Annotated in this window: 22 protein-coding genes; 20 read left to right on the top strand and 2 right to left on the bottom strand. The window is 64.7% G+C overall.

The window, feature by feature from the left end:
* Positions 1–2: 2 nt before the first annotated feature.
* The 11 genes from rplX (at position 3) to map (ending at position 6,619) form a co-directional block, all read left to right on the top strand.
* Positions 3–371, top strand: a complete 369-nt coding sequence (rplX, locus tag ACH82I_RS05265) for a 50S ribosomal protein L24 (protein WP_230746726.1) — start codon at positions 3–5, stop codon at positions 369–371.
* A complete protein-coding gene (rplE, locus tag ACH82I_RS05260; protein ID WP_230746724.1) occupies positions 371–940 on the top strand; it encodes a 50S ribosomal protein L5 in 570 nt (189 codons plus the stop codon). The genes rplX and rplE overlap by 1 nt, the downstream gene beginning before the upstream one ends.
* A 66-nt stretch (positions 941–1,006) precedes the next feature.
* Positions 1,007–1,405: a 30S ribosomal protein S8 gene (gene rpsH, locus ACH82I_RS05255; protein ID WP_230746714.1), complete on the top strand. Its 399-nt coding sequence runs from the start codon at positions 1,007–1,009 to the stop codon at positions 1,403–1,405.
* 16 nt (positions 1,406–1,421) lie between these two features.
* Positions 1,422–1,958 carry a 50S ribosomal protein L6 gene (rplF, locus tag ACH82I_RS05250; protein WP_230746708.1) on the top strand — a complete coding sequence of 179 codons (537 nt, stop codon included), beginning with the start codon at positions 1,422–1,424 and terminating at the stop codon, positions 1,956–1,958.
* A 2-nt stretch (positions 1,959–1,960) separates the two neighbouring features.
* On the top strand, positions 1,961–2,341 hold the full coding sequence (rplR, locus tag ACH82I_RS05245; protein ID WP_230746707.1) for a 50S ribosomal protein L18: 381 nt from the start codon (positions 1,961–1,963) through the stop codon (positions 2,339–2,341).
* Positions 2,338–3,030, top strand: a complete 693-nt coding sequence (rpsE, locus tag ACH82I_RS05240) for a 30S ribosomal protein S5 (protein ID WP_230746702.1) — start codon at positions 2,338–2,340, stop codon at positions 3,028–3,030. The genes rplR and rpsE overlap by 4 nt, the downstream gene beginning before the upstream one ends.
* Positions 3,030–3,212, top strand: coding sequence for a 50S ribosomal protein L30 (rpmD, locus tag ACH82I_RS05235; RefSeq protein ID WP_230746697.1), 183 nt, complete (start codon positions 3,030–3,032; stop codon positions 3,210–3,212). Before rpsE ends, rpmD begins: the two co-directional genes overlap by 1 nt.
* A gap of 1 nt (position 3,213) precedes the next feature.
* Entirely contained in the window at positions 3,214–3,666 is a 453-nt protein-coding gene (gene rplO / locus ACH82I_RS05230) for a 50S ribosomal protein L15 (protein ID WP_230746687.1), read from the top strand.
* A 200-nt stretch (positions 3,667–3,866) separates the two neighbouring features.
* On the top strand, positions 3,867–5,168 hold the full coding sequence (gene secY / locus ACH82I_RS05225; protein ID WP_230746678.1) for a preprotein translocase subunit SecY: 1,302 nt from the start codon (positions 3,867–3,869) through the stop codon (positions 5,166–5,168).
* A 51-nt stretch (positions 5,169–5,219) separates the two neighbouring features.
* On the top strand, positions 5,220–5,786 hold the full coding sequence (locus tag ACH82I_RS05220; protein ID WP_230746670.1) for an adenylate kinase: 567 nt from the start codon (positions 5,220–5,222) through the stop codon (positions 5,784–5,786).
* Entirely contained in the window at positions 5,783–6,619 is an 837-nt protein-coding gene (map, locus tag ACH82I_RS05215; protein WP_413335977.1) for a type I methionyl aminopeptidase, read from the top strand. The genes ACH82I_RS05220 and map overlap by 4 nt, the downstream gene beginning before the upstream one ends.
* Here map and ACH82I_RS05210 read toward each other — a convergent pair.
* Positions 6,616–6,855, bottom strand: coding sequence for a hypothetical protein (locus ACH82I_RS05210; RefSeq protein WP_413335975.1), 240 nt, complete (start codon positions 6,853–6,855; stop codon positions 6,616–6,618). The genes map and ACH82I_RS05210 overlap by 4 nt on opposite strands.
* Before the next feature lie 113 nt (positions 6,856–6,968).
* Here ACH82I_RS05210 and ACH82I_RS05205 point away from each other — a divergent pair, with 113 nt between their 5' ends.
* Positions 6,969–7,811, top strand: coding sequence for a PaaX family transcriptional regulator (locus ACH82I_RS05205; RefSeq protein WP_413335973.1), 843 nt, complete (start codon positions 6,969–6,971; stop codon positions 7,809–7,811).
* 2 nt (positions 7,812–7,813) lie between these two features.
* Here ACH82I_RS05205 and ACH82I_RS05200 read toward each other — a convergent pair whose 3' ends face one another.
* A complete protein-coding gene (locus ACH82I_RS05200; RefSeq protein WP_413335972.1) occupies positions 7,814–8,965 on the bottom strand; it encodes a MalY/PatB family protein in 1,152 nt (383 codons plus the stop codon).
* Positions 8,966–9,173: 208 nt separating this feature from the next.
* On the opposite strand from ACH82I_RS05200, the gene ACH82I_RS05195 reads away from it, so the two are divergent.
* From ACH82I_RS05195 to rplQ, 8 genes are all read left to right on the top strand, one after another.
* Complete coding sequence (locus ACH82I_RS05195; RefSeq protein ID WP_413335970.1) at positions 9,174–12,170, top strand: alpha/beta hydrolase; 2,997 nt, start codon at positions 9,174–9,176, stop codon at positions 12,168–12,170.
* A 118-nt stretch (positions 12,171–12,288) separates the two neighbouring features.
* Positions 12,289–13,563 (top strand): MFS transporter, encoded by a 1,275-nt coding sequence (locus ACH82I_RS05190; protein ID WP_413335968.1) that lies wholly within the window; start codon positions 12,289–12,291, stop codon positions 13,561–13,563.
* 236 nt (positions 13,564–13,799) lie between these two features.
* Positions 13,800–14,021 (top strand): translation initiation factor IF-1, encoded by a 222-nt coding sequence (gene infA / locus ACH82I_RS05185; protein ID WP_009379245.1) that lies wholly within the window; start codon positions 13,800–13,802, stop codon positions 14,019–14,021.
* Positions 14,022–14,083: 62 nt separating this feature from the next.
* Complete coding sequence (gene rpmJ, locus ACH82I_RS05180) at positions 14,084–14,197, top strand: 50S ribosomal protein L36 (protein WP_009884960.1); 114 nt, start codon at positions 14,084–14,086, stop codon at positions 14,195–14,197.
* Between the two features lie 189 nt (positions 14,198–14,386).
* Positions 14,387–14,755: a 30S ribosomal protein S13 gene (gene rpsM, locus ACH82I_RS05175; protein ID WP_025777905.1), complete on the top strand. Its 369-nt coding sequence runs from the start codon at positions 14,387–14,389 to the stop codon at positions 14,753–14,755.
* Positions 14,756–14,807: 52 nt separating this feature from the next.
* On the top strand, positions 14,808–15,212 hold the full coding sequence (gene rpsK, locus ACH82I_RS05170; protein WP_230746638.1) for a 30S ribosomal protein S11: 405 nt from the start codon (positions 14,808–14,810) through the stop codon (positions 15,210–15,212).
* Positions 15,213–15,363: 151 nt separating this feature from the next.
* Positions 15,364–16,362 (top strand): DNA-directed RNA polymerase subunit alpha, encoded by a 999-nt coding sequence (locus tag ACH82I_RS05165; protein WP_230746633.1) that lies wholly within the window; start codon positions 15,364–15,366, stop codon positions 16,360–16,362.
* 23 nt (positions 16,363–16,385) lie between these two features.
* Positions 16,386–16,940 (top strand): 50S ribosomal protein L17, encoded by a 555-nt coding sequence (gene rplQ / locus ACH82I_RS05160; protein ID WP_413335963.1) that lies wholly within the window; start codon positions 16,386–16,388, stop codon positions 16,938–16,940.
* Positions 16,941–17,184 lie beyond the last annotated feature (244 nt).

Raw genomic sequence — 17,184 nt, 5'->3', positions numbered from 1 at the left:
GCATGGCGGACAAGCTCAAGATCAAGAAGGGCGATCTCGTCCAGGTGATCGCAGGCGCTCGTGAGTCACGGGGCGGCGACCGGGGGAAGCAGGGCAAGGTCCTTGCCGTCTACCCCGAACGCAACCGCGTCCTCGTCGAGGGCGTCAACCGCGTGATCAAGCACAAGAAGGCAACGCAGACTCAGGCCGGCGGCACCGCCGGCGGCCGTGAGACTCACGAAGCCCCCATCCACGTGTCCAACGTGGCGCTCGTTGATCCCAAGGACAACAAGCCCACCCGCGTCGGATACCGCGAGGAGAGCGTCGAGCGCGACGGTCGCACCAAGACCGTTCGGGTTCGCTACTCGCGTCGCACCGGGGAGGAGATCTGATGACGGAAACAACCACCAGCCGTCCCGCGCCACGTCTCAAGCAGGTCTACCGCGAAGAGATCGTGAGCAAGCTGCAGGACGAGTTCAACTACGCCAACCCCATGCAGGTTCCCGGTCTGACCAAGGTCGTCGTGAACATGGGTGTGGGAGACGCAGCACGCGATTCCAAGCTGATCGAAGGCGCCGTCAACGACCTGACCCTGATCACCGGTCAGAAGCCGGTCGTGACGCGGGCCCGCAAGTCCATCGCACAGTTCAAGCTGCGCGAAGGTCAGCCCATCGGCGCCCACGTGACCATGCGCGGAGCTCGGATGTGGGAATTCGTCGACCGTGTCATCTCGCTGGCACTTCCGCGAATCCGCGACTTCCGCGGCCTCTCGGATCGTCAGTTCGACGGCAACGGAAACTACACCTTCGGTCTCACGGAGCAGTCGATGTTCCACGAGATCGACCAGGATCGCATCGACCGTGTCCGTGGTATGGACATCACCGTTGTGACCACGGCGGCGACCGACGATGAGGGACGTGCACTGCTGCGTCACCTCGGGTTCCCGTTCAAGACAAAATAATCGCTACGTTGCAGGTCCAAGCACGAATGTGGGCGGAAACCGTAACGAGGAAGGGCTGGAGCCCAAATGACAATGACTGATCCAGTCGCAGACATGCTGACACGTCTGCGCAACGCCAACTCGGCTTACCACGAGGACGTCAGCATGCCGTTCTCGAAGCTGAAGTCGAATATCGCTGAGATCCTCAAGAGCGAGGGCTACATCACCGACTGGAGCGTCGAAGACGCTCAGGTCGGCAAGACCCTGCTCCTGGACCTCAAGTTCGGTCCCAACCGTGAGCGTTCGATCGCCGGCCTCCGCCGCGTGTCGAAGCCCGGACTCCGCGTCTACGCGAAGTCGACCAACTTGCCCAAGGTCCTCGGTGGACTCGGCATCGCCATCCTGTCGACCTCCTCAGGTCTCCTGACGGACCGACAGGCCGCAAAGAAAGGTGTGGGTGGGGAAGTCCTCGCCTACGTCTGGTAAGGAAGGAGAGAGAAGTATGTCACGCATTGGCAAGAACCCGATCTCCGTTCCCAGCGGCGTCGAGGTCAAGGTCGACGGCCAGGATGTCGCCGTCAAGGGACCGAAGGGCGAACTGTCCGTCACCATCGCCGAGCCGATCACCGTATCGCTCGAAGACGGCGTCGTGACGGTGGAGCGTCCGGACGAGGAGCGCGAATCGCGTTCCCTGCACGGCCTCTCCCGCACCCTGATCAACAACATGGTGGTCGGTGTGACCGAGGGCTATTCGAAGTCCCTCGAGATCGTCGGCACCGGTTACCGTGTGCTGGCCAAGGGATCGAACCTCGAGTTCGCTCTCGGCTACAGCCACTCGATCACCGTCGAACCTCCTGAGGGCATCTCCTTCAGCGTCGACGGACAGACCAAGCTGGCGGTCCACGGCATCGACAAGCAGCTGGTCGGAGAGACCGCTGCCAACATCCGGAAGCTGCGCAAGCCTGAACCCTACAAGGGCAAGGGTGTGCGCTACGCCGGCGAAAATGTCCGTCGCAAAGTCGGAAAGGCTGGTAAGTAAAGATGGCCTTTGGCAAGAAGGAAAGCTACGGCAAGGGCAGGGCTGCGGCTCGCAAGCGCCGTCACGCACGTCTGCGCAAGCATGTCAGCGGTACGGCCGAACGTCCTCGTCTCTCAGTGACTCGTTCAACGCGCCACGTCTTTGTCCAGGTCATCGACGACACCGTCGGCAAGACCCTGATCTCGGCCTCCACCATGGAAGCGGATCTGCGGACATTCGACGGTGACAAGACCGGCAAGGCCCGCAAGGTCGGCGAGCTGGTTGCTCAGCGCGCCAAGGACGCCGGAATCGAAGCCGTCGTGTTCGACCGCGGGGGCAACGCCTACCACGGTCGCGTGCAGGCGATCGCCGAAGGTGCCCGTGAAGGAGGATTGGCCCTATGAGCACTGAAGAGAATAACGAACAGCAGGCATCTGCCGAGACCCGCACCGACAACAGCGGTGACCGCTCCTCCCGTGGCCGCGGCCAGGGTGGACAGGGCGGCCAGGGTCGCGGACGCGGCGAAGGCGGCGGACGCGGCGGTCGCGGTGGACGCGGCGACCGTGAAGAGAAGAACCAGTTCATCGAGCACGTCGTCACAATCAACCGCGTGTCGAAGGTCGTCAAGGGCGGACGTCGGTTCTCCTTCACGGCACTCGTCGTCGTCGGTGACGGAGACGGCATGGTCGGAATGGGCTACGGCAAGGCGAAGGAAGTTCCTGCAGCCATTGCCAAGGGTGTCGAGGAGGCGAAGAAGAACTTCTTCCGGGTTCCCCGCATCCAGAAGACCATTCCCCACCCGGTCCAGGGAGAGGAAGCAGCCGGCGTCGTCCTGCTGCGTCCGGCTGCCCCCGGTACGGGTGTCATCGCCGGCGGACCCGTCCGCGCGGTGCTCGATGCCGCAGGCGTCCAGGACATCCTGTCCAAGTCGCTGGGTTCGTCGAACGCAATCAACATCGTGCACGCGGCCATCACTGCTCTCAAGAGCCTTGAGCGTCCCGAGGAAGTCGCGGCTCGCCGCGGACTGCCCGTGGACGAGGTCGCACCGCACGCGCTGCTTCGCGCAGCGGCAGAAAGCGGGGCGAAGTCCTGATGGCAAAGCTCAAAGTTACTCAGCGCAAATCCGAAATCGGCGGCAAGCAGAACCAGCGTGATTCGCTGCGTTCGCTCGGGCTGAAGCGGATCGACGACGTCGTGGTGCACGAGGATCGCCCGGAGATCCGGGGCATGATCAACGTCGTGCGTCACCTCGTGACTGTGGAAGAGGTCGATTGATATGTCGAACAACGACTCACTGAAGCTCCACGACCTCCGTCCCGCCCCCGGAGCCAAGACCGCGAAGACCCGTGTGGGTCGCGGTGAGGCTTCGAAGGGCAAGACGGCCGGTCGCGGAACCAAGGGCACCAAGGCCCGTTACCAGGTCCCTGCCGGCTTCGAGGGTGGACAGACACCCATGCAGATGCGTCTGCCGAAGCTGCGCGGATTCAAGAACCCGGCCAAGGTGACGTTCCAGGTTGTCAACCTCGACAAGCTGTCATCCCTGTTCCCCGAGGGCGGAGACGTCACCGTCGCCGACCTCGTGGCCAAGGGTGCCGTGCGTCCCAAGCAGCCTGTGAAGGTTCTCGGCACCGGTGAGATCACCGTGGCCCTGAACATCACTGCGGATAAGTTCTCGGGCTCTGCCGTCGAGAAGATCCAGGCAGCAGGCGGAAGCGCCACAGGAGCCTGAACAGCTCCCGCACAGCGGGTCTGAGGTTTCTCTGAAGAAGGGGACGGCCACATTGTGGCCGTCCCCTTCTGCGTGCCGTCTCGCAGAGCTCGCCGGTTTCGGTCCAGGCCCCTGATCCTGGTAGTCTTTTGCAGGTATTTGTCTCATTCGCCAGGTCGCGGCCGCGACCCTGACTTTCCATCCCCCAACGAGGAGGACGCTTGATCGGCGCAATCCGGAGGGCTTTCAGAACGCCCGACCTGAGGAACAAACTCCTCTTCACCCTGGGCATTCTTGTCATCTTCCGACTCGGATCGTTCATCCCTTCCCCCGGCATCGACTACACCCAGGTCCAGGAATGCGTTGCTTCCCCGCAGCTCAACGAGGGCGGATTCGCGATGATCAACCTCTTCAGCGGCGGCGCGCTGCTGCAGCTGTCGATCTTCGCTCTGGGCATCATGCCATACATCACCGCCAGCATCATCGTTCAGCTCCTGCGCGTGGTCATTCCGCGCTTCGAGTCCCTGCACAAAGAAGGTGCCTCCGGTCAGGCGAAGCTGACGCAGTACACGCGCTACCTGACCATCGGCCTCGCCGTGCTCAACTCGACGACGCTGATCGCCACTGTCCGTTCGGGCGCGCTGTTCGGCGGCATCGAAGGCTGTGACAACCTCATCGTCAATGACACCTGGTGGGGCATCGCGGTCCTCGTCCTCACCCTCACCGCCGGCACCGGCCTGATCATGTGGCTCGGCGAGCAGATCACCGAACACGGAGTCGGCAACGGCATGTCACTGCTCATCTTCACCTCGGTGGCCGCGGCCTTCCCGTCCTCGCTGGGAGCCATCCTCCGCGAGCAGGGCGTCGATATCTTCATCATCGTCCTCGCGGTCGGACTCGTCCTCGTCGCGCTCGTCGTCTTCGTCGAGCAGTCGCAGCGACGCGTGCCCGTGCAGTACGCCAAGCGCATGGTCGGCCGGCGGATGTTCGGCGGCACCTCGACCTACATCCCGATCAAGGTCAACATGGCCGGCGTGATCCCCGTGATCTTCGCCTCCTCGGTTCTCTACCTGCCCAGCCTGGTCTCGCAGTTCGGCGATCCGGAGAGCCCGTGGGTCGAATGGATCAACACCTACTTCACCCGCGGAGACCACCCGCTCTACATCACGGTCTATGCGCTGCTGACGATCTTCTTCGCCTACTTCTACGTGGCGATCACGTTCAACCCCGAAGAGGTCGCGGACAACATGAAGAAGTACGGCGGCTTCATCCCGGGCATCCGCGCGGGCCGCCCCACAGCGGACTACCTGAGCTTCGTGCTCAGCCGCATCAACTTCCCGGGCTCCCTGTACCTGGCGTTCGTCGCGCTGATCCCGCTGATCGCGCTGGTGCTCATCAACGCGAACCAGAACTTCCCGTTCGGCGGCACCTCACTGCTCATCGTCGTCGGCGTCGGGCTCGAGACCGTCAAGCAGATCGACGCGCAGATGCAGCAGCGGCACTACGAAGGTCTGTTGCGCTGATCTGACGCAGTCACCCAGAGACCGCGGAAATCCATTGGAAGAAGGACACTCATGAGTTCACGCATCATCCTGATCGGCCCTCCCGGCGCCGGCAAGGGCACCCAGGCTGCCCGACTCTCCGAGGCGCTCGGCGTCCCGGCGATCTCGACCGGTGACATCTTCCGGGCGAACGTGAAGGGTGAGACTGAACTCGGCACACTCGCCAAGCGGTATATGGACGCCGGAGAATACGTCCCCGACGAGGTGACGAACTCCATGGTCGCCGATCGACTCGCCCAGGATGATGCCGCCGAGGGCTTCCTGCTCGACGGATACCCCCGCACCAGCGCCCAGGTCGACGAACTCGATCGGATGCTGGCAGCGGAGGGCAAGGAGATCGAACACGTCGTCGAGCTCACCGCCGACACCGACGAGGTCGTCGCCCGTCTGCTGGCCCGGGCACAGACCGAGGGACGCAGCGACGACAGCGAGGACGTGGTGCGTCACCGCCTCGACGTCTACGAAGAGCAGACCCAGCCGCTGACCGACATCTACCGTGAACGCGGACTCCTGCGTCAGGTCGACGGGCTCGGCGAGGTCTCCGAGATCACCGAGCGCATCCTCGACACCATTCGATGATCTTCGGTCCCCGGATCGAACTTAAGACCGATCGGCAGCTGCTGAGCATGCGCAAGGCGGGCCTGGTCACACACGCCGTGCTCGACGCAGCACGGGCAGCCGCGGTCCCGGGTGCAACCACCGCCGAGGTGGACACCGCCGCCGAGGCCGTCATCGACGCGGCCGGAGCCGCTTCGAACTTCAAGGGCTATCAGGGCTTCCCCGCTGTCGTGTGCATCTCCGTCAACGAGGAGATCGTGCACGGGATCCCCGGGTCACGAGTGCTCGCAGAGGGAGACCTCGTCTCCATCGACGGCGGCGCGATCGTCGAGGGTTTCCACGGGGACTCCGCGATCACCATGATCGTCGGCGGTGAGGAGAGTGCCTCGGCCGCCGATCTCGCACTGTCCCGTGCCACTGAGGCAGCGATGTGGGCGGGCATCGCCGCGTTCGCCACGGGGACGAAGGTCAGTGACATCGGCGATGCGATCGACGATTTCGTGTCCGAAGCCCACCCGGAACTCGGGCTGGTCGAGGAATTCACCGGACACGGGATCGGCACGTCCATGCACATGGCGCCCGAGGTGCTCAACTACCGTGCGAAGTCCAACGGTCCGAAGATCAAGCCGGGGATGTGCCTGGCGATCGAACCGATGCTCACCGCCGGCGGGTCCGAGACCGTGACCTTGGCCGACGACTGGACCGCTGTCACCGCCGATGGGTCACGGGCCAGCCATTGGGAGCACAGCGTGGCCAGGCATGACAGGGGAGTCTGGGTACTCACTGCTGAGGATGGGGGAGTGGCCGGTCTGGCACCCTTCGGGATCACCCCGGTGGCGCCGGCAGTCGACTAGACGGCGGAGCGCAGATTCCGCTGGCGCGACCTGGTCACGATGTAGACGGCGACGAATGTTCCGGAACCGGCCATGAGGCTGAGTGCGAACATCCAGGTGGCGGTCTCCACGATCTCGAATCCGAAGAGTTCGAACACGCTGAAGGCGAGGAATGCCGTGATGGCAGCCGCCAGGACTCCTGAGACCTTGGCAGAGTGGTAGGTCCGGCGGTCGAGTTCGTACTTCTCGTCATCCATGACGCAACTCCTTGAGTCGAGCTTGAGCGATGCAGGTGCCCGGCACGGGCCTTGTGATTCACGTTTTGATCTGCCCATGACAGGTGTCCAACACGATACGAAACGTCGGCCAGATGTGGGTGATCGCTATCGGCTCACGCGCAGCGCCTTCGACGTCGTCTCGGCCTTCGGCTGCCTGCGCGCGCGTGCCCTGCCCGGTCATCGTCGCGGTCCTGGCCGAACACGGGTATTCCACCTCCAGTGTGCACAACCAGCTCGTGCGGATGGTCAACCGCGGGATCATCACGAGCCGTCGGCACGGACGGGTCGGCGTCTACCGCCTCGGCGAGCAGCTCCTGTCCGGTTTCATGGACATCTCAGGCGAGAGCAGGGCCCCGGGATACGAGGGCCACCTCCACGCGGCCGCCTACTCGATCCCCGAGACCGAGCGGCTGCTGCGCGACCGCTTCCAGTACACGGCGCGTTACCTCGGCTACCGACAGCTGCGACCGGGACTGATGATCGGCTTCGCCGACGGTTCGGCACAGCTCCATGCCCAGCTTTCGCTCGTCGCGGCCCCGAGCTGGTTCGAGACCTTCACGATCGAACCCGAGAATGTGGATTCCGCCCGACGCATGAGCGCGCAGGCATTCGAACTCGCCGCCGCGCTCCAGGAGCTGCCCGGTCTCGAGACACAGCTGTCCGAGCTCAGCTGCGGCGGCGCCACTCCGGGCGGGGGAGCCCCGGAGATGTCGATCACGAAGTTCTTCGACCTCTACTTCGCCGTGGCCCTCGCGGTTCTCGCGCACCCGATTCTGCCCACGGAGCTGGTCGGCGCCGACCAGCCCGCTCGACGCTTCCGCGAACTGATGTCCCGGTGCAATCTCGAATACCTTCTGCGCTTCGATCAGAGGGTGCTCGAGATCGCCGGGGGCTCGTCCTCATTCGATCTCATCGAATGGCTGCCGGTGAGCTGAGTTCACAGGGCCTGGGCGATCCGCTCGACCGCCTCGGTGAGCAGCGGGCGGGGGAGCGCGAAGTTGAGCCGAATGTGCCCGGACCCGACCTGCCCGCACAGGCGCCCCTCGGTGACGGCCACCCCGGCCCGGTCGTTGAAGTGCTTGGCCAGGCCTTCACTCAGCCCGTAACCGCGCAGGTCCAACCAGGCGAGGTACGTGCCCTCGGGAGGCAGGTAGGTGGCGTTGGGCAGGAGGGTGCCGATGAGATCGGTGAGGTGATCGCGGTTGCCCTTCAGGTAGGCGGTGATCTCGGCCAGCCAGACGGCTCCCTGGGTGTAGGCGGCAGTAGTGGCCAGGATGCCCGGGTTCGACGCCGCCCCGGAGACGAAGCCGCTGCGCCGGGCCCAGACCGCGCGGTCCTCGGGATTGGTCAGGATCAGCTGCGCACACTTGAGCCCGGGGATGTTGAAGGCCTTGGATGCAGCGGTCGCGGTCGTCGTATGCGCGGCAGTGGTCTCATTGAGGCCGGCATAGGGCAGATGCCGGGCGGGATCGAAGACGAGCGGTGCATGGATCTCGTCGGAGAACACGCGTGCCCGGTTGGCCTCGACCACCTCGGCGAGCCGAAGCAGCTCATCCTCGCCGTAGACCTTGCCGATCGGGTTGTGGGGATTGCACAGGACGAGCGTCGCACCCGGCACCAGAGCCGCGTCGATGGCCTCATAGTCGATCGCCCAGCCGGTCTCCGAGCGGATCATCGGCACTTCGATGAGCTCCCTGTCGGTCGCCTGCGCGACCTCGAAGAAGGGCATGTACGCGGGGGTCGGCAGAACGATCGGGGTGCCGGCCGGTGTCAGATGCGTGAGCACCCCGATGAAGGCGGCGATGACGTCGCTGGCGAGCTCGATGTGCTCGGCCGGGACGGCCCAGCCGCAGTGCCCGGCATAGAACGTCGAGGTGGCCGACTTGAGGTCGGCGGTGGCGTCGTAGGGCGCATAGCCGAAGAGGTCGCGGTCATCGATCTCGCGCAGGGCCTGCCGGACGGCAGGGGCGACTCCGAAGTCCATCTCCGCGATGAAGGCGCCGATGGATCCGGGGAAACTCGACCATTTGCGGCCGCCCTTGGCGACGAGGGATTCCTGTGTGATCGAGTCCAGGTCCAGCATGCTCATTCTCCTTCGACGTTCGCGGTGGGGGGATCGGGACGCCTCGGGACGGTCGAGGCGGATGCTGCGATGCTCACGCTAGCAGGAGACGCTCACACGTCGAGACGGGGAATGACTTCCGGCGTCACTCCTGCGTGGACGCGCTGAGGTCACGAACAGATAACGAAAAGTTTGAAAACTCGCTGAACGTTATCTGTGCGTTACTATAGCCGTTATGACCCGAATCACATTCAAGGGGTCTTCGCGTGTTCTCGGAGCGTCGGTCATCGGCGCTTCGATGCTGTTGGCAGGCGGTTCGCCCGCCCTCGCCACGGATTCAGCGGAGCCGACCCAGTCCACCCAGCAGACTTCCCCCGAACCCCAGTCCGAGCATCCCGCGGACGAACTCGAGATCACACTCGGCATCGACGCCGAGGTGGAGGCCTCGACCGAACTCACCATTCCCATCACCGTCCGCGGCAGCGAAGCCACGACGGTGAAGATCGTCCACGCCTCGAACAACGAGACCGTTGCGGGCAGCGAGACCGAACTCGACGCGGAGAACGGAACGCTGGCAGGCGACCTCGACGGTTCCGGCCTCGAACCCGGCACCTACATCATCAAGTCCGACGACGATCTCAAGAGCAGCGAGGACTTCACCGTCGTCGCACCGGAAACCCCGAGCGGGTCACCGAGCAGCACCCCGAGTCCGAGCGAACCCGGAGACGGCGATGAAACCGCCGGGCCCGGCGAGTCGCCGGCCGCGACCGACGAGCCGAGTGAGGGCCCGAGCGAGGACCCCGCCGCGGTGCCCGGCGACCTCGACGAGTACTACCCGGAGCTTGCGAAGGAGCTGTTCGGCCAGGATGACGGCACCTACAAGATCTCCGACCCGAAGGGCGGCGGCAAAGGCGCCGGCAACATTCCCTCCGGACTCGGCGCGTACTACAACCAGGACGTCGACCTCAGCGCGGAGAACTGCGGAAAGCTCGGCTACCCCGACTACACGGAGCGCATCGGACGCGCCCCGGAGTGCGGGTACGTCATCGCCCCCATCGACGCGAAGAACCCGGAAGCGGGCAATGTCGCCATCGCCATGATGAAGGTCCCGGCCGGCAAGATCGTCGACGGCAAGTTCGTCAAGACGAAGTCCCAGGGAACCGTGGCCTGGAACCCCGGCGGACCGGGCGGTTCCGGCATGACCCTCGGAGTCGCCGGCGCCCTCTACGAACCCGACCTGGCCGCGAACTTCGACCTCGTCGGCTTCGACCCTCGCGGCACCGGCGGCTCGATGCCGTTCTCGCAGTGCTCGACCGATGAGCAGATCGACGCCGACCGCGCCGAGGACGCCTGGGCGGGGGACCGCGACGACGCCGAGGACGTGCTCAACGACCAGGCCGAGCGTTTCGCCAACGACTGCATCGAGAACACCGGCAAGCTCTTCGACCTCGGCGCAGGCGGCCAGGAGAACCTGATGAAGCACCTGGGCACCTGGGATGCCGTGGGGGACCTCGACCTCATCCGCTCGACCAGCCAGGACGACAAGCTCGACTTCATCGGCTTCTCCTACGGCACCCGCCTCGGCTACGTCTACGCCCAGAAGTTCCCGAACAGCGTCGGCCGTCTCGTCCTTGACGGTGCCGTCGACCCGGGCAACGTCTCCGCCTACAAGGCACTCAAGGACATCAACAAAGACCCGCAGGCCTACCTCGACGCCAGCGGCAAGATCGTGGCCGCCGAGGACGCCGAAGAGGACGCGGACGACTCGGTCAATCAGATCGCCGGGTTCCAAGGCACCTTCGAAGAATTCGCTCTCGACTGCTCGGCCAAGGGCGCCGAGGGGATCACCTGGGGCGAGGCCTACCCGAATGCCGAACTGCCCGATGAGCTCAAATCCGAGGCCTTCACCTGCGCCCTCGGCGACGGGATCTCCGACCGCAAGGAACTCACCACCGCGGTGCAGGCGATCCTGCGGTCCCTCGAGGGCAGTCCGGTGCCCACCGGCGTCGACGGCGATGACCGTCAGGTCACCTTCGGCGACGCCCGCACGGGTGTCATCCAGGCCCTGTACTCCGAGTCCCTGTGGGCAGATCTCGCCTACGGGCTGAACGAACTCAAGGAAGGGGAGTCCGCCGGAGCGCTGATGACCCTCGCCGATGCCTACAACGAACGCAATCCGGAGTCGGGCCACTACGATCCGATGCTCCAGGCGTTCACGAACATCCGCTGCACGGATGAGAACAGCTTCGGGGACAAGCCGGACATCGACGCACTCCGCGACCTCGCGAAGCGCTACGACGAGGCCGGTCCCTTCCAGTCTGCTTCGGTCTCGCCGGGAGTCTACGACTACTGCGACTTCTGGAAGTTCAAGGGCACCCTGCCTAAGCCGGAGAAGCTGACCGCGGTGCCGAACATCCTCGTGGTCTCGACCTCACACGACTCGGCCACGCCGTATGCCTCGGGAGTCAAGCTGGCTCGCACGATCGACGGCAGCCTGCTCTCGGTCTCCGGTGCCTCGCACACCTCGTACATGTCGAATGATGAGAATAAGGCGTGCACCGACGATACGGTGAACAACTTCCTGTCCAAGGGCACGCTGCCGAAGCTCGGCGACTTCGGACCGAAGCTGCCGAAACCGGACACCGCCGTCGACGACCGCGGGGAGACCATCACTCTGCCCAACCGGTGCAAGATGGACACCTTCCGCGCCGACGACTTCACCCTGTCCAAGGACGAAGTCCGTGCCGGCGACGACCTGACGGCCACGGTCGAACACCTCGGCTCCGAGCAGAGCTACACCGTGGCCTTCGAGACCGGGGGTACGCTGGGAACGCTGTCCACCGACAACGGCGGCAACGCCTCCGGCACCGTGAGTGTGCCCGCCGATGCCAAGCCCGGCACCTACGTCGTCCAGGTCCTCGACGCTGACTCCAAGACCGCGGCGAACACCACGCTGACGGTCGTCGGTGAGGGCGACGGCAAGGGCGACGACGGCGGCAAGGACGGCGACGATGACGATCCGAAGGGCGGCGGTGACGCCTCCGACGGCGGAAACGGCGGATCCTCGGACGGCTCATCCGATGGTGAGGACAACAACGGCAACGGCTCCGGCGGAGGCAGCCTGCCCCGCACCGGTGCCGAGATCTGGCCGCTGCTCGCCGGGGCGCTGGCCCTGCTCACCGCCGGCGGACTCGTCTATCGGGCCTCGCGGCGCAGGGTCGCAGCGCACTGATCCCCAGCGACACCGCTGCCGCGGTTCGCTGAGGCCATAGAGTAGAACCGGACACGAGAGCCGGGAGCGGATCACCGTCCGCTCCCGGCTCTCTCGCTTAGTCAACAGGAGGACGACGATGTCGCCGACGCCGCGCTCGACCTTCCGCCGCAACCAGTGGTCGCTCAGTCTCGCCCAGCTGTTCTCGGGCATCGGCATCGCCACCGGATTCGCCGTGGGCGGCATCCTCGCCGAGCGGCTGACCGGACGGACGGAGTTGGCCGGCTTCGCGCAGACGGCGTCCATCCTCGGCGCAGGCCTCCTTGCTGTCCCACTGGCCAGGCTCGCAGCCCGGCACAGCCGCCGGTTGGCCCTCGGCTGCGGCTACGGGATCGCGCTGGCCGGAGCGGTGCTCATCGTCTCAGCGATCGTGGGCTCCCATGACATCGTCTTCTTCCTCGGCATGGCCTGCTTCGGCGCCGCCACCGCCGCGGGACTCCAAGGCAGATACGCCGCCACCGACGCCGCACCGGAGCACCTCAAGGGATCGGCGATGTCCGTGGTGGTGTGGGCGACGACCATTGGCTCGGTGGCCGGGCCGAACCTCTCGGAACCCGGGACCCGCCTCGGCGCGGCCCTGGGCATCGATCCTCTCGCCGGTCCCTTCGCGATCGCCATCCTCGCCTTCCTGCTGTCCCTGCTCAGCGTGCTGTTCCTGCGGAGGGTCTCCCCGGTGGTCCGGGCAGAGGCCGGGCCGGACCCGGCGCACCGGCCTCGCCGAGGCGGTACCTGGGCGGCCATCCGCTCCTCGCCGAGTGCGCTGATGGGACTGCTCACGGTCATCACCGGACACATGATTATGGTCGCCACGATGGTGATGACGCCCCTGCACATGGACCATCACGGTCTGGGGCTGGGACTCATCGGCATCACCATCGGCGGACACATCTTCGGCATGTACGGGCTCTCACCGGTGTTCGGCCTCCTCAGCGACCGGTACTCGCCCGGACGGGTGATTCTCCTCGGACACGGACTCTTCGCCGTCTCGCTCGTGCTCGGCCTCATCGACGCTCTGGGCGAGTCCTCGTTCCTCCGACTCTCGATCGCCCTGTTCTTCCTCGGCGTCGGCTGGTCGGCCTGCCTCATCGCCGGGTCGACGCTGCTGACGAAGGAGATCGACGAGGAGCACCGGGTGGCGGTGCAGGGCCTCTCCGATGCGGGAATGAACATCGGGGCCGCCGGACTCGCGGCCGCGGCGGGTCCGCTGCTGGCCGTCGGGGGCTTCGCCTGGATCACCGCTGTGGGCTTCACGGTGCTCGCGATCGCCGTCATCGCCAGCCTGCGGGCGGGGTACGGGACCCGGCGCACGCGGCCGAGCGAGGACCGCCTCGGCGACGGTGAAGGGCGATTGTAAGGGACTTCACGTCGGGAAGCCAGGACCGTGTGGAAGATCTTTCACAGATCGTGTAGGGTTGATGATTGGTCTGTTCTCACTCAACTCACCCCTTTTCAGTTGTGGGCGGCATCTGCCATCCGCAACTTTTCATGTGGTGGGGAGAACACAGTCCATGGGGTCATCGGCATTGAGTCGGTGATACACGATTACGTCGAACGCGAAGGTTTCGCGGGAATACGAGGTTTGCGAACGATATGGCCAAAAAAGAAGGGGTCATTGAGATCGAAGGCACCGTTGTCGAGGCTCTCCCGAACGCATCGTTTCGGGTCGAGCTGAGCAACGGGCACAAGGTGCTCGCTCACATCTCCGGAAAGATGCGGCAGCACTATATTCGAATCCTGCCCGAGGACCGGGTCATCGTGGAGCTGTCTCCATACGATCTCTCGCGTGGACGAATCGTTTACCGCTACAAGTAAAGATCTTCGATCATTCGAGTCGTACTCCCGAGAGGGAGTAGGGGCCGGAAGAAGGAATAACGATGAAGGTTAAGCCCAGCGTCAAGAAGATCTGCGAAAATTGCCAGATTACCCGCCGTCACGGTCGGGTCATCGTCATCTGCTCCAACCCGCGCCACAAGCAGCGCCAGGGTTGAGCAGCTCTTCGAGCAGATCGAAGCACCCGTGAGGGGCTTCAGCAGCACCACACCCGCGCAGACCTCGCCACCTGCACGTGCCTCTGAGGCACAGGCAGGACGATACCTTCGGTCGGGGGCCGAGGACCTTGGTTCGCCAAGGACAGGTCTGCATCAGCACCTCCGAAACAACAACAGGAGCTAGTACCTATGGCACGACTTGCCGGAGTCGACATTCCACGCGAAAAGCGCGTGGAAGTCGCCTTGACTTACATCTATGGTGTGGGCCGCACCCGTGCGCGCCAGACCCTGACCGAAACGGGAATCAGCCCTGATACCCGTGTGAAGGACTTGAGCGACGCGGAGCTCGTCCAGCTGCGTGACTACATCGAGGGCACATTCCAGGTTGAGGGTGACCTCCGTCGTGAGGTGGCCGCCGATATTCGCCGCAAGGTCGAGATCGGAAGCTATGAAGGCCTGCGTCACCGCCGCGGTCTCCCGGTTCGCGGACAGCGGACCAAGACGAATGCGCGTACCCGCAAGGGACCGAAGCGCACCGTGGCCGGTAAGAAGAAGTAACATGCTCACCCGGTTGACCATGGTCAACCACCTCGATCAGGAGTAAAAACACATGCCTCCCAAGTCACGCGCCGCAACAGCGCGTAAGCCTCGCCGCAAGCTGAAGAAGAATATCGTCGCCGGCCAGGCTCACATCAAATCCACCTTCAACAACACCATCGTGTCGATCACCGATCCGACCGGTGCTGTCATCTCCTGGGCCTCCTCAGGTGAGGTCGGCTTCAAGGGTTCGCGCAAGTCGACGCCCTACGCCGCGCAGATGGCTGCGGAATCCGCCGCCCGCCGCGCGCAGGAACACGGCCTGAAGAAGGTCGACGTGTTCGTCAAGGGACCGGGCTCGGGCCGCGAAACCGCGATCCGCTCCCTGCAGGCCGCCGGTCTGGAACTGGGCACCATTCAGGATGTCACCCCGGTTCCGTTCAACGGCTGCCGTCCCCCTAAGCGCCGCCGCGGCTGATCCTTCCGTGGATCTGCAACGGATGACGGGCAATCGCCCGGCATCGGTCGCAGAACGGATTCCCAGATAACCCGAACCGTTCTTCATGGCTCAAGGCCATGACGTGCAGTGCGAACGTCATATAGCGGATGTTCGCTGAAAGGAAGCCCACGTGCTCATTGCACAGCGCCCAACGCTCACGGAAGAAGTCGTCTCCGAGAACCGGTCACGGTTCGCCATCGAACCGCTCGAGCCCGGATTCGGCTACACCCTCGGAAACTCTCTTCGCCGCACCCTGCTGTCGTCGATCCCTGGCGCCTCCGTCACCTCGATCCGCATCGACGGAGTGCTCCACGAATTCAGCACCGTGCCGGGAGTGAAAGAGGATGTCACCGAGTTCATCCTCAACCTGAAGTCCCTAGTCGTCTCGTCCGAATTCGACGAACCGGTCGTCGCCTACCTGCGCAAGCAGGGCCCGGGCACCGTGACCGCCGCCGATGTGTCGGCCCCCGCCGGGGTTGAGATCCACAACCCGGATCTGCACATCGCCACGCTGAACGGCGAGGGTCGTCTGGACATGGAACTGACCATCGAACGCGGACGCGGATACGTGTCGAGCGCGCAGAACAAGAACGCGGATGCAGAGATCGGCCGGGTTCCGGTCGATTCGATCTACTCTCCGGTTCTCAAGGTCACCTACAAGGTCGAGGCCACTCGTGTCGAGCAGCGCACGGACTTCGACCGTCTGGTCCTCGACATCGAAACCAAGCCGTCGATGACCCCTCGCGATGCCATCGCATCTGCGGGTAAGACACTGGTCGAGCTCTTCGGCCTGGCTCGGGAACTCAATGTCGAAGCCGAAGGCATCGAGATCGGACCCTCGCCGGTGGACGCAGCCCTGGCTGCCGACCTGGCGCTGGCCATCGAAGACCTCGATCTGACCGTGCGCTCCTACAACTGCCTCAAGCGCGAAGGCATCCACACCGTCGGCGAACTCGTTGCTCGCAGCGAAGCCGACCTCATGGATATCCGCAACTTTGGTTCGAAGTCGATCGACGAGGTCAAAGCCAAGCTCAACGAGCTGGGCTTGAGCCTCAAGGACAGTCCTGCCGGGTTCGAACCCGGACTCGTTGATGAGGACCAGTCCTACGTCGAAGACGAACAGTACTGATTTAGACCTAGGAGTAACTCACTATGCCAACCCCAACCAAGGGTCCGCGTCTCGGCGGTTCCCCCACACACGAGCGGCTCATGCTCAACAACATGGCCGCCCAGCTGTTCGAGCACAAGCAGATCACCACGACCGTGACCAAGGCCAAGCGCCTGCGTCCGGTGGCGGAACGTCTGATCACCTCGGCGAAGAAGGGCGACCTCGCCTCGCGTCGTCGCGTGCTCACGCAGATCACCGACAAGTCGATCGTGCATGAGCTCTTCACCTCGATCGCCGAAACCATGGCCGAGCGTCCCGGTGGCTACACCCGCATCACCAAGATCGGGCCCCGCCCCGGCGACAATGCGCCGATGGCCGTCATCGAACTGGTCCTCGAGCCCTACTCGCCGAAGCAGGCCACGGTCAAGGAAGCCGAGCAGGCCACCGAGACCGCTGCCGCAGCACCGGCTGCCGACGAGACCGCCGAAGCTGGCGCCGACGCCGTCGAGTCCGAGGTCGTCGAGACCGAAGAGGTCGTCGCTGAGGCTCCGGCCGAAGAGGCTGCCGCTGACGAGGAAGCCGCCGACGAGACCAAGTAGGGTCGAACTCGCGCAGCGCTGACGCTCTCGCACACTTCGGGCGGGCACCCACCACGGGTGCCCGCCCGAAGTGCATTCACACGGCAGTAGGACCGCGCTGCGGTGGGGTGTGAGAGCGGTGAGGTGCGGACGGCGCTGCGGTGGGACCACACATCGGTGAGAGCGCGTACCAGTGGGAGCACGCACCGGTGGAAGCAGAGACAGAGAACGGCGCCTCCTCTCCCAATGTTCCGGGGAGAGGAGG

This window comes from Brevibacterium sp. GP-SGM9 (genome assembly GCF_047300845.1).
In the GTDB taxonomy this organism is placed as follows: Bacteria; Actinomycetota; Actinomycetes; order Actinomycetales; family Brevibacteriaceae; genus Brevibacterium.
Note: the sequence above shows the minus strand (reverse complement) of the source record. Positions and strands in the feature narration are given on the sequence as shown.